This is a genomic window from Streptomyces sp. WAC07094 (genome assembly GCF_036320405.1).
Classification (GTDB): Bacteria; Actinomycetota; Actinomycetes; order Streptomycetales; family Streptomycetaceae; genus Streptomyces; species Streptomyces lannensis.
The window spans coordinates 93,567-113,088 of the sequence record NZ_JAVMJZ010000003.1 but is presented as its reverse complement, the minus strand read 5'-3'; the positions used below and the strand labels follow the sequence as shown (position 1 = coordinate 113,088).

Annotated in this window: 15 protein-coding genes and 1 pseudogene; 11 read left to right on the top strand and 5 right to left on the bottom strand. The window is 69.2% G+C overall.

Annotated elements, in window-relative coordinates:
• Positions 1-79 precede the first annotated feature (79 nt).
• Positions 80-598: a flavin reductase family protein gene (locus tag RCR19_RS40040; protein WP_331270017.1), complete on the top strand. Its 519-nt coding sequence runs from the start codon at positions 80-82 to the stop codon at positions 596-598.
• A gap of 485 nt (positions 599-1,083) precedes the next feature.
• Here the strand turns inward: RCR19_RS40040 and RCR19_RS40035 are convergent, their stop codons facing one another.
• Positions 1,084-2,085, bottom strand: a complete 1,002-nt coding sequence (locus RCR19_RS40035) for a sigma-70 family RNA polymerase sigma factor (RefSeq protein ID WP_331270016.1) — start codon at positions 2,083-2,085, stop codon at positions 1,084-1,086.
• A 151-nt stretch (positions 2,086-2,236) separates the two neighbouring features.
• On the opposite strand from RCR19_RS40035, the gene RCR19_RS40030 reads away from it, so the two are divergent.
• The 3 genes and pseudogenes from RCR19_RS40030 to RCR19_RS40020 all read left to right on the top strand — a co-directional run.
• Positions 2,237-2,965, top strand: a complete 729-nt coding sequence (locus RCR19_RS40030; protein WP_331270015.1) for an SDR family NAD(P)-dependent oxidoreductase — start codon at positions 2,237-2,239, stop codon at positions 2,963-2,965.
• A gap of 46 nt (positions 2,966-3,011) precedes the next feature.
• Positions 3,012-3,758, top strand: a complete 747-nt coding sequence (locus tag RCR19_RS40025) for a DUF899 domain-containing protein (protein WP_331270014.1) — start codon at positions 3,012-3,014, stop codon at positions 3,756-3,758.
• Between the two features lie 278 nt (positions 3,759-4,036).
• Positions 4,037-4,171 (top strand): annotated as a pseudogene (locus RCR19_RS40020) (carboxylate--amine ligase); the annotation flags it as partial.
• 343 nt (positions 4,172-4,514) lie between these two features.
• Here RCR19_RS40020 and RCR19_RS40015 read toward each other — a convergent pair.
• Positions 4,515-5,756, bottom strand: a complete 1,242-nt coding sequence (locus tag RCR19_RS40015; protein WP_331270013.1) for an MFS transporter — start codon at positions 5,754-5,756, stop codon at positions 4,515-4,517.
• A gap of 159 nt (positions 5,757-5,915) precedes the next feature.
• On the opposite strand from RCR19_RS40015, the gene RCR19_RS40010 reads away from it, so the two are divergent.
• Complete coding sequence (locus tag RCR19_RS40010; protein WP_331270331.1) at positions 5,916-6,881, top strand: DUF5937 family protein; 966 nt, start codon at positions 5,916-5,918, stop codon at positions 6,879-6,881.
• Between the two features lie 247 nt (positions 6,882-7,128).
• Here RCR19_RS40010 and RCR19_RS40005 read toward each other — a convergent pair whose 3' ends face one another.
• On the bottom strand, positions 7,129-7,746 hold the full coding sequence (locus tag RCR19_RS40005; protein WP_331270012.1) for a DUF4240 domain-containing protein: 618 nt from the start codon (positions 7,744-7,746) through the stop codon (positions 7,129-7,131).
• A gap of 588 nt (positions 7,747-8,334) precedes the next feature.
• On the opposite strand from RCR19_RS40005, the gene RCR19_RS40000 reads away from it, so the two are divergent.
• The 6 genes from RCR19_RS40000 (at position 8,335) to RCR19_RS39975 (ending at position 15,705) form a co-directional block, all read left to right on the top strand.
• Positions 8,335-8,646, top strand: coding sequence for a trypco2 family protein (locus RCR19_RS40000; protein WP_331270011.1), 312 nt, complete (start codon positions 8,335-8,337; stop codon positions 8,644-8,646).
• An 11-nt stretch (positions 8,647-8,657) separates the two neighbouring features.
• Complete coding sequence (locus RCR19_RS39995) at positions 8,658-11,327, top strand: trypsin-like peptidase domain-containing protein (protein ID WP_331270010.1); 2,670 nt, start codon at positions 8,658-8,660, stop codon at positions 11,325-11,327.
• 97 nt (positions 11,328-11,424) lie between these two features.
• Positions 11,425-12,483 carry an IS630 family transposase gene (locus RCR19_RS39990; RefSeq protein ID WP_331269642.1) on the top strand — a complete coding sequence of 353 codons (1,059 nt, stop codon included), beginning with the start codon at positions 11,425-11,427 and terminating at the stop codon, positions 12,481-12,483.
• A gap of 52 nt (positions 12,484-12,535) precedes the next feature.
• Positions 12,536-13,900, top strand: a complete 1,365-nt coding sequence (locus RCR19_RS39985; RefSeq protein WP_331270009.1) for a hypothetical protein — start codon at positions 12,536-12,538, stop codon at positions 13,898-13,900.
• Between the two features lie 396 nt (positions 13,901-14,296).
• Positions 14,297-14,680, top strand: a complete 384-nt coding sequence (locus tag RCR19_RS39980; RefSeq protein WP_331269975.1) for a hypothetical protein — start codon at positions 14,297-14,299, stop codon at positions 14,678-14,680.
• A 17-nt stretch (positions 14,681-14,697) separates the two neighbouring features.
• Positions 14,698-15,705, top strand: a complete 1,008-nt coding sequence (locus RCR19_RS39975; RefSeq protein WP_331269974.1) for an IS3 family transposase — start codon at positions 14,698-14,700, stop codon at positions 15,703-15,705.
• 138 nt (positions 15,706-15,843) lie between these two features.
• Here the strand turns inward: RCR19_RS39975 and RCR19_RS39970 are convergent, their stop codons facing one another.
• Positions 15,844-18,168 (bottom strand): glycosyltransferase, encoded by a 2,325-nt coding sequence (locus tag RCR19_RS39970; protein WP_331270008.1) that lies wholly within the window; start codon positions 18,166-18,168, stop codon positions 15,844-15,846.
• 13 nt (positions 18,169-18,181) lie between these two features.
• Positions 18,182-19,030 carry a hypothetical protein gene (locus tag RCR19_RS39965; RefSeq protein WP_331270007.1) on the bottom strand — a complete coding sequence of 283 codons (849 nt, stop codon included), beginning with the start codon at positions 19,028-19,030 and terminating at the stop codon, positions 18,182-18,184.
• Positions 19,031-19,522 lie beyond the last annotated feature (492 nt).

Sequence of the window (19,522 nt, the reverse complement as noted above, 5' to 3'; positions counted from 1 at the left end):
CCACCGAGGTGAAGTGATTCCATTGGAAACCGCTCAGTCACCGCGTCACCTGAGTTCCCCGGCGGACTTCCGCTCCCTCATGTCCAGTTTCCCCAGCGGTGTCGGCGTGGTCACCGCCATGGGGCGGGACCAGAAGCCCTGGGGGATGACCTGCTCGGCCGTGTGCAGCGTCAGCGTGGATCCGCCGACCCTGCTGGTGGGCATCCGTGCCGCGAGTCCCACGCTCGCGGCCGCCGTGGACAGCGGCCACTTCGCGGTCAACCTCCTGCACGCCCAGGGCCGTGAGTGCGCCGAACTGTTCGCCTCGGGCGACCCCCATCGCTTCGGCGCCGTCTCCTGGAGGCGCTCCGAGAGCGGAGGGGGACCGCACCTCGTCGACGCGGCGCACACGGTGGCCGACTGCCGAATCGTGCAGACCGTACTGGTCGGCGGACAGCAGATCGTCTTCGGAGAGGTGCTCCGGATCAGCGAACTCAGCGCCATCGAACCGCTGTTGTACGGGTTCCGGCGCTACGCGGCATGGCCCGAACCCTCGGCCGGTGCGTCGCAGGCGGTCCCGCCGAGCCCGGAAGGACGTCCCGTGCCCGGCACGTCCTGAGTCACCTCCGGGCCAGGCGGGCCCCTTCGGTCACCGGCATGCGCCGGCGGCGCGCTCAGAACCTGGGTGCTCCTCCACCGCATGCCGGTGCCGGTGCGCCGTGCCGCAGACCCGGTCGCCGTCACCGCTGTTGCGTCTGGTCGTCCTGCGGCTCCAGCGGCAGACGCCGGCCCTCGCGGGCCCACTCGGCCCGCGTCCGTGCGACGGCCCGCTGCCGCGAAGACGATCGCCGGCCGCGCCGACTCGTCCAGATTCCACATGCGGGCCATTACCTCGCTCACACTGCGTGCGACGGTGACCGGTTGCCCCGCATGACGAGGCTGTCAGCGTCCCCCAGCGCGGCGGCGAGGGCGGCTGCCCTCCCGGGGTCGCGGACCAGCCGGGCGTCGTCGAACACCGGAGTCTGTGCGCCGAGCAGGGCTTCCTGTCCGAGCAGCGGTCGAATGACCGCGCCCGATGCCGTGGCGGCAGCCCTCTCGCGCCCATCAGGCCGATGCGAGGGTTCGGGGGAGGCCGAAGTGGGGGGCCATGGTGGTTTCGAAGTGGGTGAGTTCGCTGATGCCAGCAGGGGTATAGGCGGCTACCACGATTCCCGTGCAGCGCAGCAGGCCGGTCAGCGGATCGCGACTGTATTCGCCCCATGCGGGCTGGCCGTTGGCCCGGGTCGGGATCATGCGGCCGATGGTGCAGTCTTGGGCAAAGACCGTGGTGAAGAAGCGGCGGACGGCCTGGGCGCCGCGGTACTCGAACGGCAAGGGCGGCATCCGGACCCAGACGTCATCGGTCATCAGCGCGATCAAGGCGGCGACGTCGTGGTCAGTGAAGGCGGCGACGAACCGGTCGGTGAGGGCACGTTCGGCCGGGCTGTCCGGAGGGAGTGCGGGGCGGTCGCCCTTACGGGTGGCCTGCAGCGTGGCCCGGGCTCGTTTGAGGGCGCTGGTGACGGCGCTTTCGGTGAGGCCCAGCAGGTCGGCGGCCTCGGCGGCGTGGTAGCCGAGCACGTCACGCATCAGCAGCACCGCACGCTGGTTGGGCGGCAGCAGTTGGACGGCAGTGATGAAGGCCAGCGAGACCGCCTCGCGCGATTCGTAGCGGGCCTCAGGACCGGGGGTCTGGTCGGGGAGGTTGTCCAGGAGCAGGTCGGGGTAGGGCTGCAGCCAGGTGACCTCGCCCAGACGCGACGGCTCCGGAGCGGGCACCGCCGGGGTGGGCGCGGGCACAGGTTTGCGGGTGGCGGATCGTAGCGCGTTGAGGCTGCGGTTGGTGGCGATGCGGTGCAACCAAGTACGCACCGAGGACCGGCCCTCGAAGCCATCCAGGCCCAGCCAAGCCGCTAGCAGGACCTCCTGGAGGGTGTCCTCGGCGTCCTGAAGGGATCCCAGCATGCGATAACACAGCAGCTGGAGTTCGCCACGGTACGGCTCGACCAACTCCGCGAATGCGTCACGGTCGCCGGAGCGGGCTCGCTGCAGCAAATCGCCCGACATGGGTCACCTCCGTCATCAGGTAGCTGATACAGGTATCGACACCGGCCAGCGGCGGAACTGGGCGCTGCCCGGCCGCCCATTTCCGGTCGGCAAGCACGTCTGTTCCCTGTGCGAGTCCTCAACAGACCAATCAGATGCGGAGCATGACACCGTGGCGACACAAGATTCCATCACCGGCCGGACCGTCCTGGTGACTGGCGCCAACCGCGGCATCGGACGCGCGCTCGTTGACGAGGCGCTGCGCAGGGACGCAGGGCGCGTCTACGCGGGAATGCGCCAGCCCTTCACCCATCCCGACAACCGGGTCACGGCACTGTCCCTGGATGTGACCGACCACGCGCAGATCCAGGCGGCCGCCGACAGCCTCGACAGCCTCGACGTCCTGGTCAACAATGCCGGACTGGCCATCTTCGACGACCTGACCGATCCCGCGATGCTCAAGCGGCACCTGGCCGTCAACCTCTTCGGTACCTACGCCGTCACCCAGGCGGTCCTGCCGCAACTGACGGCCTCGCGCGGGACGGTGGTCAACCTGCTGTCCACGGCGTCGATCACTTCAGTACCGGTGATGCCGGCGTACTCGATCTCCAAGGCGGCGGCGTTCTCCCTCACCCAGGCGCTGCGGGCGCTGCTGGCCGAGCGAGGGGTTCGGGTGCACGCCGTCCTGGCGGGACCGGTGGACACCGACATGTCCCGCGACCTCAACATCCCCAAGGCCAGCCCGGCCTCCGTCGCGCAGGCGATCCTCGACGGCGTCACCGTCGGACAAGAGGAGATCTTCCCCGACCCGGTTTCGGCGATCCTCGCCGCCGACTGGCCGACCGGCCCGGTGAAGAGCCTCGAACGTGAGAACACCGCGCTGCTGGCAGGACCGCGGTAGACACCGAATCCCCGATACCGATCCGATAGCGAAAGGGAGCCGCGCCATGAAACTGCCACCGATCGTGTCAGCCCAGGAGTGGGAGGCTGCGCGCCAGGAACTGCGGGTCAAGGAGAAGGAGGTGACCCGCGCGCACGACGCGCTGGCAGGCCAGCGCCGTCGGATGCCGAGGACGGAGGTGGAGAAGGCCTACCGCTTCGAGGGTCCGGACGGGCCGGTGAGCCTGGTCGAGTTGTTCGAGGGACGTCGTCAGCTGATCGTCTACCGCTTCTTCTTCGAGCCGGGCGTGACAGGCTGGCCGGAGCGCGGCTGCCCAGGCTGCTCGCTGATGGCCGACCAGGTCGCCCACCTCGCGCATCTGAACGCCCGCGACACCACCTACGCGCGCGTCTCGCGCGCGCCGCAGCCCGACATCGAGCGCCTGAAGGCCCGGATGGGCTGGGACGTTCCCTGGTACACCCTCACCGACGGCTTCGACGCCGACTTCGGCGTGGACCAGTGGCATGGCACCAACGCGTTCCTGCGCGAGGGTGAGCGGGTGTTCCGGACCTACTTCGTCAACCACCGCGGCGATGAGGCGCTGGGCAGCACGTGGAGCTACCTTGACCTCACCGCCCTCGGCCGACAGGAGGACTGGGAGGACTCGCCCGAGGGCTACCCGCAGACCCGGGCGTATGAATGGTGGAGGCGGCACGACGAGTACGTGTCCGACAGCGACCCGTGGGAGGGCACCCTCGACGAGAGGGTCGCCGCGCTTCGGGCGCACGCGCGCGCCTCGGCAGAGGACACGTGATCGCTCAGGTGGGAGTGGTCACGGTGGCCGCAGCAGCCGGGGCCGCTTTGGCTCAGCGGCATCTGGGGCGGCAGGAAGCGCGGCTCGGGACGGCGGTGGGCGCATTGCTGGTGATCGTCGGGCTGCATCTGCTCCCAGAGGCCCGGAATGACGCCGGGGGGCGATCTTCGCAGGTGTCGACAACTCTGCTGTGGGCAGTCGGGCGCATACGAGAGCGACAGCCTCGGGGCACGGGACAAGCCCTGCGCGGCGCAGGCAGGCAGGAAGGCGGCAATCGGGTGTGCACCGTCGGAGTGGAGGAGGAAGTCCTCCTCGTGGATCCTGACAGCGGTGATCCGAAGGCGCTGCCGGCCGCCGTTCTGGCCCATGCCGCGCAGGACGATCCCGGCCAGGACTTCCTTGAAAAGGAGCTGTTCGGGCACTCGCGTGGCCTGCACCGAACTCATCTCCCGGGAACGGCTGTTGGTGCAGCTCGCTGCCATGGTCACCGGCCTCCACTCACCCACCGATCCCGGCTTCGTCCCTGGTGGTCGACCCGCAGGGCCTGCACCGCGGTTGGGCCCTGACCCGCCCGGCCCCAGACGACAGAGCGACCTCCCCACATTGCCCACCCGTACGGCACCGATACAAGGGAGACAGCCCGAGATCATTCACGATAGAGCGGTCAGAGCACGTGGAATTTCTCGCCCGAGCCCGGACTGGCTCTGAGGGGGCGCCCGGCCCGGTCGGGGCCGGGCGCGTGGGAGTACAAGCCGATCACATGGCGGTCGGCCCTGTCTCAGACCCCGGTCCCCTGGCCTCCGCTCGGCGTACGGAGCGTGCGACGGCGAGCACACACAACGCCCCGATCCCACCCGCGCCTGCCAACACCGCGTGCGTTGGCACGTACTCCGCCACCAGCCCGCCAAGCGTCATCCCCAGCCCCTGGACGGTCATGAGCCCCGCCGTCAGCAGGGTCATCCCGCGTGCCCGTAGTTCCTCGGGCAGCGCATCGAAGAACCAACGATCCAGGCCCAGGCTGTACGCGCTGGTCATCCCCGCTGCACACAGGATCAGCAGGGCCGACGTGAGCCCGGGCCGAGCGGCGAAGAGCAGGAACAGGGGCAGCCCGGCCAGGGCCAGAGGCAGTACAAGCCGCTCGCGTGCCGCAGGCTGCAGCAGTCCGCCGGCCAGCAGCTCGCCGGTCACGGACCCGACGGGGTTCGCGGCGAGCAGCAGCCCGACGGCTGCGGTACCGACACCGAGTTCCGTGGCGTACGGCGCGGCCAGCGCCTCCGGCACCACCATGAAGGCAGGCGGCAGCCAGAACAGCGCGAGCAGCCGGCGGACCCGCCTGTCGCGCAGCAGTGTCCAGGTGCCTCCGGTGGCGCGTTCCCGCGCCGTGGGCGGGCGCTGCGGGGTACCGCAGCGCAGGATCAGCGCCGAGCCGAGGAAGCCGACAACGGTTATCAGCAGTGCACCGCGCGGCGGCATGACGACCAGCAGCAGGCCGACGCCGGCGTTCCCGCCGATCTGCGCGCTCTGCGCCACGATGCGCATCAGTGAACGGGCGAGTACGAAGGCGTCGCCGTGCAGTATGTCGCCGAGGCTCGCCGCCCGTACGCCGCTGAAGAGGGGTGCCACGAACGATGCGAGGGCCTGCAGGGCGAGGAGCGCGGGGACGGGCGTGTCCGGCAGCACCATGAGGGCGGTGGCTGTGGCGCAGACCAGATCGCAGGCGACGAGGACCCGCCGGGCGGGATAGCGGCCGGCAAGCGGTGCGAGAAGAGCGCCACCGAGAACGTAGGGAAGGAACGAGAGGGCGAAGGACACCGCGGTGAGGAGCGCGGAGCCAGTGTTGCGGTAGACCAGCACGGCGAGGGCCATGACAGCGACCACGGTGCCGGAGAGCGACAGCACGTGGGCGGCGAAGACGGCGCGGAACTCGCGGACGGCGAAGACGTCGCGGTAGCCGGTGCGGCGGGGCGGGGTTTTGGTCGTTGGAGTGGGTGCGGTCACGGTCGCAGCCTGAGGCCCCGAGGGGATGTGGCCTAGACTTTCGTCCCTGGCCGAATGTTGGACGTGACGCCGCATCCCGCATCTGCGGAACGTGTGGGCAGCAGGCGGCCGAAGAAGCGAACAAAATAGGTGAGAAAGCCGCACAGCGTGCCACACATCATGCGCCTCGGTGCCGACGACCTGCTGCACTGCCGCTTCGCGCTGTCCCCGCTCTGGGAAACTCACCAAGCTGTGCGCACGCTGGACCGCCCCGCCAAATCGCTGCCCTACCACCTTCCGTGGCTGCGCCGCAGCGCCGAGGCCGCCCGCGCGCTCGACCTCCTGCCGCTCTGGCTGCTCATGCCCGAGCCGGGCTACACCCCGGACTTCGTATGCCCGCCGCCGCTGGGCCTCGACACGACGTTCGAGGACGAGATCTCGGCGGTGCGGGCGACGGACCTCGAGGTGGCCCGGTACGAGATCCACCGGGCGCTGGCCGACGGCGGGGCACTGCACACGAGCACCGGGCAGAAGCTGCTCGCGGATCCGGCTCGGGCAGTGCAGGACCTGGCGGCCCTCCTGGAGCAGGCCTGGCAAGCCCTGGTAGCGCCGCACTGGCCGCGGCTGCGCACCCTGCTCGAGGCGGACATCGCCTTCCACGCAAGGCGGTTGGCCGAGGGCGGACTGGCCTCGCTCTTCGCCGACTTGCACCCCGAGGTGTCCTGGTCGGACGGCACTCTGACGGTGCGGCGCCACCGCACCCACGTGCGCACACTGCACGGCGAGGGCCTGCTGCTCATGCCGAGCGTCTTCGCCTGGCCGGAGGTGATCAGCGGTTTCGACCCCCCGTGGCAGCCCACTCTCGTCTACCCGGCCCGGGGTATCGGAGGTTTGTGGGCAGTGGGCGGCCCCCAGCCCTCCGCCGCGCTGCGGCGGCTGCTGGGAGCGGGCCGGGCGTCGGTGCTTGCCGCGCTCGCGGAACCGGCTTCGACCTCGGCGCTGGCAGCCCGGCTGGGCCTGACGCCGTCGTCCGTATCAGCACACCTTCACGCGCTGCGCGACGCCAGGCTGCTCACTTCCCGGCGGGAGAAGCACAAGGTGCTGTATGAGCGGACGCCGCTGGGAATCGCGCTGGTGGAGGGGTAGGGAGTGGGTCCTGCAGACCGAGCAGGACAGGCCGAAGCCGTTGAAGGGCTTCACCCGGCTTCCTCCGCCAGGACCTCGACGCCGTTACCGCCGGGCGCAGCCTTCCGTGGAGTTCCGGCGTGATCGAAGGACACGTGAACTGGGTGAAAATACTCAAACAAGTCACGCACAGCAGGGCCTTGTTCGAACTCCTCCGAGGCCGCATGCCCACCCGGCCATGAACATCACCGAACTGCGGGACCCTCTTTCAGGGGCTTGTGCCAAGGAACAGGGCGGCCAGACGAGGAAGCCGACGGCTCATCTCCCTGTCGTCGTCGAAGTCGAAATCCTCGCCCATATCAACCGCCTTGTCGCTCGCTGAATCAGCCCCGCGGAAACTGCGCCAGGCTTCGTAGAAGGCATCCGCATTACCCGTGATCCGTTCGAACGCCCCGCCGGCTGCATAGTTCATGTCCTCGTAGAACAGCACCTCGGAACGGTCCCGGACGCTCGCAGCCTGAACGACATCAGGGTGCGCAGCGAGGCTGTCCGGGGCATCGGCCACGCGCTCGTACCACTGACAACCCAAGGCGATCACACCGGCACGGAAGTCCATGAAACTATCGTCGGAGCACCCGCCTCCGATGAGGTAAGCAGCCGCCCACACATCCCAGCGATACAGGGAGTCGTGCAGCTCATCGAAGCGTTCCGCATACTCCAGGGTCTCCTGCCGCGGCCTGTCCGCGAGCTGCTTGACGAGAACCTCGTCAAATGGCTCGCCCGTTGCGGCAGCCCCGGCTTGCGCGGCTTCGATGACGTGCCAGAACGTGTTGATCTCCATGACCGCGCACTCTGCCACGACCCTATGACGATCGATCTTGGCCACCTCCCGCACCTGGCCTTTTCACGGCATTGCGGACAGAGCCAATTTCAAGAATGCTCGTCACCGCGGGCCTGGACGCGGCGGACCGGCTCCACATCGGCGCGGGGCACAGCCGGCCCGTGCTGTACGTGTGGGCTGCCCGACAACGACCGCATCGCCGCCAGTTCGTGGCGGGCCCCGATGTGGGCGACGCGTGGGCAAGACCTTCTCGGCCGCCCCGCTCGAGGGCGTGTCCACTCCATCTGGCCGGGAGAGCGGACCCCGGCCATAGGCCCGTCCACACCCACTGGGCGGAGGTCGAGGACGCCGTCCACTTCCAGCACCGCACCACCGAGCGAAACGGCGTACGCGTCAGAGACGCGCGCCCGAGCACGGTGCGGCCGCGCCGATGACGCTGTAGACCTCCTGGAACGCCTCCGTCGCCTCGGCGGTGGGCCGGGCGGTCTCTTCCCCTCGTCTCGATGGGTTGGGTCCGCTCGAGACGGAAGGAGGTGCACGGGCGCGTCAAGGACAAACGGATCCGGTTCGCATGCGAACAAAGTATCCGCCTGTCAGACTCATGGATATCAACGTACGTGGAGGCAGCATCTGATGAGTGACCCCGAGGGCGTGCTCCTGGCCGACTACATCCGCGTACTCCGCGATCAGTTGGAGACGGCACAACAGGAAGGGGCAGGCCGCGGTGTCAAGTTCGGCGTCGGGGCCGTGGAGCTGGAGTTCGAGGTCACGATGACGCGGGAGGCAGGCGGGCGCGGCGGGATGAAGCTGTGGGTGGTTGAGGCGGGTGCCGACGGCAAGCGCAGCGGCGGCCGGACACAGCGTGTGCGGATGACCCTGACGCCCACCGACGACGCCGGCCGGCCGCTGTCGGTCACCGATCGGCTGCCCGGGTTCCCGCGCTGAGGCCTGTGGCGGTGGACTCGCTAGCCGGGCGGTGCGCCGAGGTCCTGGTCGAGCAGGACGGCGGCACCGGGTATGGCTCGGGGCTGCGGCTGGCGACGTCTTTGGTGGTGACGGCCGGGCATGTGGTCGAGGGCAGTGGGTCGGCCAGGGTGCGGCTGTCCGGCGGCGGCGCCGACGAGATCATCGTCACCGGCCGGACGGTGTGGCGAGGTGCCCGACTGGACGTCGCGCTTGTCGAACTTGCTCCGGACGTCCACCTCGACGTGGTCGCTCCGATGGCCATCGGAGTTGTACCGGACGAGGCTGACGGACGGCTTCCGTTCACCGCGATCGGCTTTCCGCGCCATCAGAGCTGGACGGACACGGACACGGCGACCTGGCGCGACAGCGACCAGATCGACGGGCTGATCCCGCTCGGGTCGAGTGTGAAGCGGGGCCGCCTGCTGCTGCATCGGGCGGATGGCCGCCGCCTGGAAGCGCGCGACTGGAGCGGTTTCTCGGGCGCGGGCGTCATCTGCGAGGGGTTGGCTGTCGGCGTCGTCGTGGAGTCGGCCCACTCGGGCGGGCTGGAGGCTGTGCGGCTGGCTGCTGTGATCGGCGCGTACGAGCCACGCGCGGAAGGTGAGCGCGAGCCCGGGCCCAGTGCCACTGCCGCACGTGAGCTGCTGGCCTCGCATGGCGTTGTGCCGGAACCCCTGCGCGGGCAGGAGCGGCGCCGCCCGGCCTACGAGGCGATGTTGCGCCAGTACGCAGCCCGGTGCGCCGAACTGACCGGCCGCGACCGGGAGCTTGCCGACCTCCTCGCGTTCGCGACCGGGCCGGACCCCTACCTAGTGCTCGTCGCCGGTCCGTGGGCCGGAAAGACCTCGCTGGTGACCCGCTTCGCCACAGGGTCCCACCCCGGGCTGGACGTGGTGTCGTTCGTCATCTCCCGGCGCGATGGGCAGATGCGCGTCCAGCAGTTCCACCGGGCCATGTGTGACCAGCTCGCCACCCTGCTGGGCGAGTTCCCGCCCGCCGAACCGGACGCTGCCGCCTTCCTCAGCCTATGGGAACGCGCGATGCGGATCCCCGGACGTTCCCTGCTGCTGCTCGTCGACGGCCTGGACGAGAACGACTACCGCGAGCTGGCCGAGCCCAGTATCGCCGCGCAGCTTCCGACTGCTCTCGGTCCGGCGGCACACGTCCTGGTGACGAGCCGTCATTCTGACGTGCCGCTCGACGTAGACGGCAGCCACCCACTGCGCACCTGCCGCCGCCAGGTGCTGACACCGTTCCCCGCGGCGACGAGCTTGCTCCTGCGCGCCCGCCAAGAGCTGGATCAGGTACTCGCCGAACCCGTCCCGCGTACCGTCCTGACCACTTTGACGGTCGCCAGCGGCGCGCTGAGCAGCAGTGACATTGCCTCGATCGTCAACGACTCCGCGCTGTCGATCCGCCGGACCCTGGAACGGGGGCTCTCCCGGGTCGTGGAGCCGCGCCCCGGTACGCCGACCCGGTACACCCTCGCCCATGACACCCTGGCCGTCGCCGTCCAGGAGGACCTGGAACCCGAGGAGTTCGCCCATACCCGCACCGCTATCGACGGCTGGGCCCTCGGCTTCGCCGCGGCCGGCTGGCCCGACGACACCCCGGACTACCTGACCGAGGCGTACCCGACGCTCCTGCTCACCGAAGGCGCAGGCCGGACGCTGGCTGCCCTGGCCTCCCCCGAGCGCCGCGCCCTGCTCCGCCGCCGGAGCAACGGCGAGCTGGCCGCGCTGTCCGAACTGTCGAACGCGGCAAGGCTTCTTGAGGCAGCCCCCGACTGTGACCTCACCCTGCTGACGCGAGTGTCGCTGCTCCGCGAGCGCATCGAGGACGACAACTTCACCATGCCCTCGACGTATCCGCTGTTGCTGGTACGCCTCGGCCGAGCCGAGGAGGGCATCCAGTTGGCCCGCGCCCTGCAGAACACCTACGTGCAGGCCGACGCACTGCTGACGATTGGCGAGTACCTGCTGGACAGCCGGCGGACCGAGGCGCGGAACCTCATCCACGAAGCCATGGCCGTGCCAGGCAGGTTGCCCCTGGAGCAGACGGCACATACGGTGCGCGCAGCCCTCGCGCTCGCAAGGCACGGCGAACCAGGCGCAGCCGACATTGCTTGCCGAGCCGTCACCGAGAGCGGCGACGAGAGAGGTTGGTTCCTCACCACCGTCGCTGACGCACTGGCCGAGATCGATCCCGAGCTGACACGGACCCTCATTGAGGAGGCCATCGAAGGCGCCGATACGGAGGATCGCCCCGACTTCTGCGGCCTCCTCGCGCCAGCGTTCGCAGTTCTCGGCGACCTCGACCCCCTCCTCCAGCATCTCGCCGACCTGGACCTGGACGGGAGGAAACGAGCCCTCCTCACCGCATGCAGTGAGCACGTCGCCAAGGGAGGCCGCCGAAACGTTCCAGAGCCACTCCTCACGGCCCTGAACGATGAGTTCCCCGCATCCGAGCTCGTGGAATCGGCCATCTACCAGGACGAGGACCGGGCCCGCCATCTACTCGCCCTGCCCGCCTCGGACTCTCCCGATCTCGATCTCGTGGAACTCGCCTACACCGCCCTCGCCGCCCACGGCCTCGATCCCCGACAGCCCGGGGCCACGGATGAACTGCTAGTGGCTCGTCACGCAGCCTTGGCCGGGTAATCGACCCGCTGCTCGTGAGCCAGCAGACTGTCTCCAAGACCTGATCTTGGAGGTGGTTGTGGGACGCCCGCCGAGTGTGTTCGTCCGGCCGGTGAGTATGGAGGAGGGCCGCCGGCTGCAGCGGATCAGCCGCACCGCGAAGGACCCGGTGAAACTCCGCCGGGCGATCGTGGTGCTGATGTCCGCGCAGGGCCAGACGGTCAAGGACATCACCACGCTGATGCAGGTCGGCGAGGACTACGTCCGTGAGGTCATCCACGCCTTCAACGAGCGGGGGTTCGACGCGCTGGACCCAAATTGGAGCGGGGGACGCCCTAAGACGATCAATGACGAGGTGCGCGAGCACATCTGCCTGATCGCCCGGACGTCCCCCGCCGACTGGAAGATCACCGCGTTCTCCACCTGGAGCCTGAGCAAGCTCGCCGACCATCTGGTCAGGCAGAAGGTGACCGCGGCCATCAGCCGGGAGACCCTGCGCCGGATCCTGCGCGGTGGCAAGGTCTCCTGGAAGACCACCACCACGTGGAAGGCGTCCACGGACCCGGAGTTCATCGCCAAGATGCACCGCATCCTGGCCCTCTACGACACCCCACCGGCGGACGGGCGGGTGATATGCGTCGACGAGTTCGGCCCGCTCAACCTGATGCCGCGCAAGGGCAAGGCCTGGGGTCCGGTGAGGCGTCCGCGCCGGTTACGGGCCACCTACAACCGTTACGGCGGTGTGAGGCACATGCTCGCCGCCCTCGATCTGGCCACCGGCAAGCTGTACTACCGCATCCGCCCACGCAAGCGCTGGCGGGAGTTCCTCGGCCTGCTCAAGGCCCTGCGGGCCCGCTGGCCCGGCCAGAAGCTGTATGTGGTGCTGGACAACTTCTCCCCGCACAAGCACGCCAAGGTCCGTACCTGGGCGGCCGACCACGAGGTCGAGCTGGTCTTCCTGCCGACCTACGGATCCTGGCTGAACTGGATCGAGGCCGAGTTCGCGGCCCTGCGCTACTTCGCACTCAACGGCACCGACCACCGCAGCCACGACGAGCAGAACGCCGCCATCGCCGCCTACGTGCGCTGGCGCAACACTCACGCGGAACCGAAGACCAACTTCGCCCCCGACTCACCGATCCGACAGTGGACCCAATACCCGGCCAAGGCTGCGTGACGAGCCACTAGCCGACGCTACGACGTCTGCCCGGGCCAATGACCACCTCTCATTGGCGGTCTCCCTGGCCCACGACATCGCCAACCCGGGCATCCGTGCGGACCACCTCACAGAGATTGCCCTGGCGCTGCTCGACTCCGACACACCCCAGGACGCCGCTCCCGTGGTACTCGAGGCGGAGGCGGCCCTCGACAAGACCAGGAACACGCCGCCTCCCACCATCCTTGCGGCCTTCGCCCGGGCCGCCGGCATCGCCGGACGAACGGACCTGGGCACACCGGCCCTGGCACTGGCCCTTCATACGGTGCTGCAGGCAGGCGACGACACCCGTGCCACGTGGGAGGCGCGGGCTGTGGCAAGCGCAGCCACTGGGCTGGGCAACCTCGACCACGCCCTGAGGATCGCGGACAGGTTCGCGGCTGACCAGGTCCACCGTATCGACACTTTCCTGGATGCCGCGAGGGCCGTCGAAGCCCAGGGCGATCACAGCTCAGCCGATCTCGAGCTGCTCATCGCCCAGGTGGCCGAAGGCATCGAAAAGTCGACGGACCCGAGCATGTCCGGCTGGCGTACCCGCGTCACTCACGAACTCATCGCCCTCCACCTCCGCGCCGGGCACGCAGACGCGGCCCTCGATCTGGCACGCCGGCTTGACAAGACCGATCTCCACCGCTGCGCACTCGAGTTCCGCGCGCACCTGCTGTCGGACGACATCCCTTCGGCGGTCTCCCTGATCCGCGAAACGGCCCTGGCCATGCCGGCGAGTTCCCCGCAGGACATCGCCCGCAGGCAGGAACAGGCAGCAGCGATGATCGTCGAGATGTGCGACTCCGGCCACCAGCCCCTGTGCCGCGACGTCACGGCTCAACTCGCCGGAACCGCAGACCCAGACGTAACGCTGGACAGCGGCCTGTGGGCCCGCCCCTGGCTCACCGCAGCCTGCCGGGCCACCGGCCTCACCGAGGACTTCACCCGCCTTCTGGAGACGCTGCGGCACACCGTCCTGGTCACGGGCGCCCACTATGCTACGAACACGGTGCCGCTGGAAGCAGTCGTCCGCCTGCGCCTCTGGGATCGCTACCACGCCGAAGCCCGTCGGCTGAACGGGGTTCTGGCCGAGGCTGTCCTCACCGACCTGGTCAAAGCGATGCTTGACGCAGGCTTCCTGACCGAGGCCCTCCCTCTCATCGACGACCTCCAGGACGACCGCGCCGACTGCCTGGCTCTCGCCGCGGCCGTTACCTCCCCACCGCCCGTCGACCTGGTCAAGCGCTCCCTGGCCCACGGCTTCGCCGACGACGTCATTGCCCCACTGGCTGCCCTGGAACCGGCGTGCCTGCAAGAGATCGCAGTCCAGCTCAGGGTGATCCAGCCGCCCGCCGAACAAGTGACGCTTCGGGCTCCTGGGGACGTCTGACCGTCCACTCGCTCGAGTAGTCGGTGGTGGCTCAGTCACTCATGTCAAGGTGGGCAGCGGGTAAGCGGGTGTCGGCGAGGACTCAATTGGCAGCTGACACCACCGTCTCCAGGGCATCGCCAGCCAGTCGCACCGCTGCAACGCTTCAAGCACGACGGATCGGTGTTAGTTACTCATAGTAACCATCGTCAGTAGTTCACCGAACCGTGCCACCGGTGCCTATGGTCGTTCGATGTGCGCTGTGCTCCCGGACGGCCTCGCCAGCGTGGTTCTACTCAGCGATGCCCCCGTAGCACCCCTCCCTTTCCCTGGCGCTCCCCTGTCTGTCAGCCTTGGGTGAGACATCCCGCTTCGTCGGGTTAGCCTGAGAGGGCACGACAGGAGAACCACCCCCTCATGACCAGCACCGCCCCCGCCGGGTCCGACCCGGCTCCCCGGCCGAAGCGCCGCACCTTCAGTCCGGAGTACAAGCTGCGGATCGTGGCCGAGTACGACGCCGCCCCGAAGAATGAGAAGGGCGCGGTCCTGCGCCGCGAGCGTCTGTACCACTCGCACGTCAAGGAATGGCGGGCCGCGCGGGACGCCGGGGCCCTGGAGAAGCTGGTCGACCAGCGGACCAGTCCGGCGAGGCCGAAGAAGCCTGCTGCCGAGGCGGAGAACGAGAAGCTGCGCCGCCAGGTGGAACGGCTGGAGAAGGAACTGGCCCGGAACAAGGCCGCGTTGGAAGTCATGGGAAAAGCTTCCGCGCTCTTGGAAATGATCTCCGAGGGCGCGGACTGAACGCTGCCGCCGAACCGGTGGTCGACGACGCGTTCACCGGCGTCCAGGGCGAACTGGGCATCACGGCCGCGTGCCGGCTGACCGGCCGCTCCCGGGCCACCCACTACCGTCGGCTGCGGCCCCCGCCCGAGCGGAAACCCAGAAAACCGCAGGCCCAGCCCTCATCTCTCGCACCCGAGGAGCGGGCGGCGGTCCTGGAGATGATGAACAGCGACGAGTACGCCGAGCTGCCGCCCGCGCAGATCTGGGCCCGCGAGCTGGATGCCGGGCGCTACCACTGTTCCGTCTCCACGATGTACCGGATCCTGCGCGAGAAGGGGCAGTCCGGCGAGCGCCGCCGCCAGGCCACCCACCCGGCGAAGACAGTGCCCGAGCTGGTCGCCACCGCACCGTCACAAGTGTTCACCTGGGACATCACCAAGGCGGCCGGACCGGTCAAGGGCGTCTGGTATCACGCCTACGTCATCATCGACATCTTCAGCCGCTACGTCGTCGGCCATACCGTCGAGCGGGCCGAATCAGCGGTGCGGGCCGGGGAGCTGATCCGCGAGACCATCGCCCGCAACGGCATCGTGCCCCAGACCGTGCACGCGGACCGCGGCACCTCGATGACCTCGAAGAAGGTCTCCCAGCTGCTGATCGATCTCGGGGTGACACGGTCGCACTCGCGGCCGAAGACCTCCAACGACAACCCTTACAGCGAGGCCCACTTCAAGACCACGAAGTACATGTCCGACTACCCCGAACGGTTCGACTCGCTGGCCCATGCCCGTGAGTGGTTCGAGGCGTTCATCGCGTACTACAACCACGAGCACCGGCATTCGGGCATCGGCTGGCACACACCGGCCAGCGTGCATTTCGGCACCGCCGAGGAGGTCCGTGATCAGCGTGCCGTCACCCTCGCCGAGGCATACGCCCGCCATCCCGAACGCTTCGGCCGCCGCCCCCGACCACCCCGGATACCCCAGCAGGCATGGATCAACGACCCGGCCAAGCGCAGGGAACCCGCACCACAAACCTCATAGCGTCACGACCGTCTCACTGGACTTGAAATCTTCCGCTCGGCTTGTTCGACATGTGTGTCGGGGGAGGGGTGAACCGGGGTGTTTCATGAATGGGTCGGTCGGCGTTCTCTCGTCCGGCGGCAGGCGCTACGTGGTCTCTCAGTACGGCTGCGGTGTTTCCTGCGGGGTGGGTTGCCGGAATCCGTCGGGGTATGGGGGCTGCGGGTGCCCGTCGTCGGGTGTCGGATGTTGGAAGGCGCCGTAGGCTGCCTGCGGCCGGAAGTCCGGCTCTGGCGGGGTGTGTTCGTGTGGTGTTGTTCCGGCTGTTCCGGTTGTGGTGGTCGTGGGGGCTTGGAGGCTGCCGTATCGCTCCATACGCTGCCACCGCAGTCGGGTGCCTGATATTGCGGTGAAGACGGATTGGATCACGACCAGGTACATCAACTGCCGGTAGACGAACTGCTGCAGCGGCAGACTCCACAGCGGTCCCGCGCGCTCCCCGTCCAGGCGGAACGCGTACAGGCCCATCATGAACTGCAGCAGCAGGAAGGCGAGCCAGAGCCCGGTGATCCTGACCGGGTCGAGGAAGATGAGCCCGTACAGGGCGAAGATGTCGACGACGGGTGCGAGCAGGGGCAGCAGGACCTGGAAGAGCAGTAGGTAGAGCAGGCCCCGGCGGCCCAGTTTTCCGGCGGGGCCACGCTGTACCAGGGCGCCGCGGTGTTTCCACATTGCCTGCAGGGTGCCGTAGCACCAGCGGTATCGCTGTCGCCACAGAGCGTCGAGTGAGGCGGGCGCTTCGGTCCAGGCCTTGGCTTTCTCCTCGTACACCACGCGCCAGCCGTTTCGGCACAGTGCCATGGTCAGGTCGGTGTCCTCGGCGAGGGTGTCGTCGCTGACGCCGCCGAGGTCCAGCAGTGCCCTGCGGCGGAACGCGCCGACGGCTCCGGGCACGGTCGGCATGCATTCGGCGAGGTCGAACAGGCGGCGGTCGAGGTTGAAGCCGACCACGTACTCGATGTGCTGCCAGCGGCCGAGTAGGCCGCCGCGGTTGACGACCTTCGCGTTGCCCGAGACGGCACCTACGCGGACGTCGGCGAAGGGTTGCACGATCATGCGGACGGTGTCGGGTTCGAAGACCGTGTCACCGTCGACCATGACCACCAGGTCGCAGGAGGCGGCTGCAAGGCCGGTGTTGAGGGCGGCGGGCTTGCCCGCGTTGTGCTGGCGGATCACTCGTACCGGAAGGTGAAGCGACTCCACCAGCTCGGCGGTGCCGTCGGTCGAACCGTCGTCCACCACGATGATCTCGACCGGATGGGTGGAGGCGAGCAGTGAGCGTACGGCTGCCTCGATCCCGGCGCTCTCGTTGTATGCGGGGACGATGATGCTGACGGGCTCGGTGACCGGGCCTCCCCAGGACCGTCCCCGGCGTGGCCTGCGCAGGCGCCGGTGCCGTCGGGCGGCGATCAGCACGACCACCGCGCGCAGCACGCTGATCGCTCCGGCGGCGTACATCAGCAGGCCCAGCAGCCACACGACCCAGTCGCCGCCCTGCAGCACCGTGATGAGGGCCAGCCCTTGCAGGTGCTCGGTGAACCCGGCGGGGTGGACGGGCACGGTCATACCGACCGCATCGGAGACCGTCGCGAGCGTGTAGCCCTGTGCCTTGAGCCGCGGGAGCAGGATGCTCAGGGCGGCGACGGTCTGGGACCGGTCGCCGCCCGCATCGTGCATCAGCACGATCTGCCCGGTGCGGCCGTGCGGTGTGGCCTGGGTGAGGATCCGGCCCACACCCGGGCGCTGCCAGTCCTCGGCGTCCTGTGTGGCGAGCACCGTGACATACCCGGCCGTGTCGGCCTGCTGAAGGACGGACCAGTCGGTGTTGTCCAGTGCGTCGTTGCGCGAGGAGTACGGCGGCCTCAGCAGTGCGGTGGTGACCCCTGCGGCGCCGGCCACTGCGAGCTGTGTCTCGCGCAGTTCCAGGGAGCGCTGCCAGGGGGCAAGGCGAGCCAGGTCGGGATGGGTGAAGGTGTGGATGCCGATCTGGTGGCCCTCTGCGACGATCCGGCGTACCAGTTCGGGGTGGGCCACGGCCTGGGTTCCGACGATGAAGAAGGTCGCGTGCACATGGTTGCGGCGCAGCACGTCCAGGATGCGGGGCGTCCAGACGGGGTCCGGGCCGTCGTCGAAGGTCAGGGCGATGGTGCGGGGCTTCACCTGGGCGGTGTGCGCGGTGGTGGCGGCGTTCGCGATCACGGGGCCACCGCGCAGCACCTGGCTGGGAACCATGTCGGTGCTGCCACGGACGCCGGTCACGCTGTCCGAGGTGATACCGAACATGTGATGGGTGTAGCCCTGCAGCAAGAGGGCCGTAGCCAAGGTCACCGCCAGCACGCTGAGCAGCAGCCAGTGAGTGCGCGGTGTGATCTGGCGGGTGCGGCTGCGCCGGCGAGGAGCGGTGGAGCGTGTGCAGTTGCTCATCAGGGGTCTTGGATCACTTCACGGGCTTGTGGGACGAGCCGATCGCGCGACCCTTGGACGTCCGGGTGGGGATGGGGGCTGCGGTCGGGGCCGAGCTCGAGGCCTCGAGGGCCGCGGGCGTGGATGTGGTGGGGGCGGGGGTGGCCGCGGAGGTGGCCGGGCGGTCGGCGGAGCCGGACGTCTTCCGCGTCGGCGTGGGGCGGGAGTTCGCCTGCTGTGCTGCGGAGGTCGCACTTCTCGCGGTGTGGCCGGCGCCGGCGGGAGTGTCGGGCGTGGTCGCCGGGGGTGTGCGCGGATGGGTGGAGTCCTGTTGCGGGACGAAGGGGGCGTTGAGGGTGGGGCCGCCAAGCACCGTGCTGATCAGCAGTGCCACGTAGCCGCCGGCGGGAATCACCAGCAGGCGGGCGGCGCGCAGCACGCGGCGCTGGCGTCGCCCCGAGGAATCGACGAAGACGGGCCGGGTCGAGTCGTCCTTCGCTGTGTCCGGTCCTGGCGCGGGAAGATCCGGTGTGTCGTTGTCCGGGGGCGGCGGCACGGTGAGCACGTCGCCGTGGCCCGTGTCCCACCCCGCAGTGTCGGGGCCCGGCTCGGCGGCGGGGGCATCCGGGGTGAGGACGTAGAGATGTGGCCAGGCGGTGTAGGGGTTCGGTCCCGCCGTATCGGCATAGCCCGCCGGCTGGGCCGCATGCGCCCACTCCACCGGCCCGCTGGCCGCCGGGGCGGTATCGACGGTGCTGCCGCCGTACTCGTCGCCGTACCCGTACCCGTACCCGTACCCGTACGCGTACCCGGCGCCGCGGTACGGATCGGCGCCGTACGGATCCGCGCCGTACGGTGCGTCGCTTTCGTTCGTCCACTGCACGGTCGTGCCTCCTTGCCCTGGCCGACCGACACAGCCGTCCGCTTGGAGAGAGCGGACGAGGCCGGAAGTGTTACACCTGAGCCCTGCAACGCAGAACGAATCGACCAGACAGGGCGAATTTGGCCGGCCGTGGCGCCGGCAGGAAGACGGCATGCGGCCGCAGGTCGGCTCGGGCGGCACGGTTCGCGGTGACTCGATGCCGGCCGACGACCATATGCCGTGCTGGGCTGCGCACAGCACCCCGGGTCGGACGCCGAAGTGCGGTGTGCGGATCGAGCCTGACCGCGCCGACGTCGATCCGACAGGTGTACGGGGCGGCCGGATCCCCGTGCAGTGGGCGGGGTTCCGGCCGCCCCCGTCCCTCTCCACGCCGTCCTCGGGGGGAGTCAATAGCGGCGCGGAGAGCGGTTGGGAGTACGCGGTTCGACCTCTGGGCAGGTGCTGGTTCCGTGGTCTCCTCCGCGCGCATTCGGCATTCACACAGCGCACAGT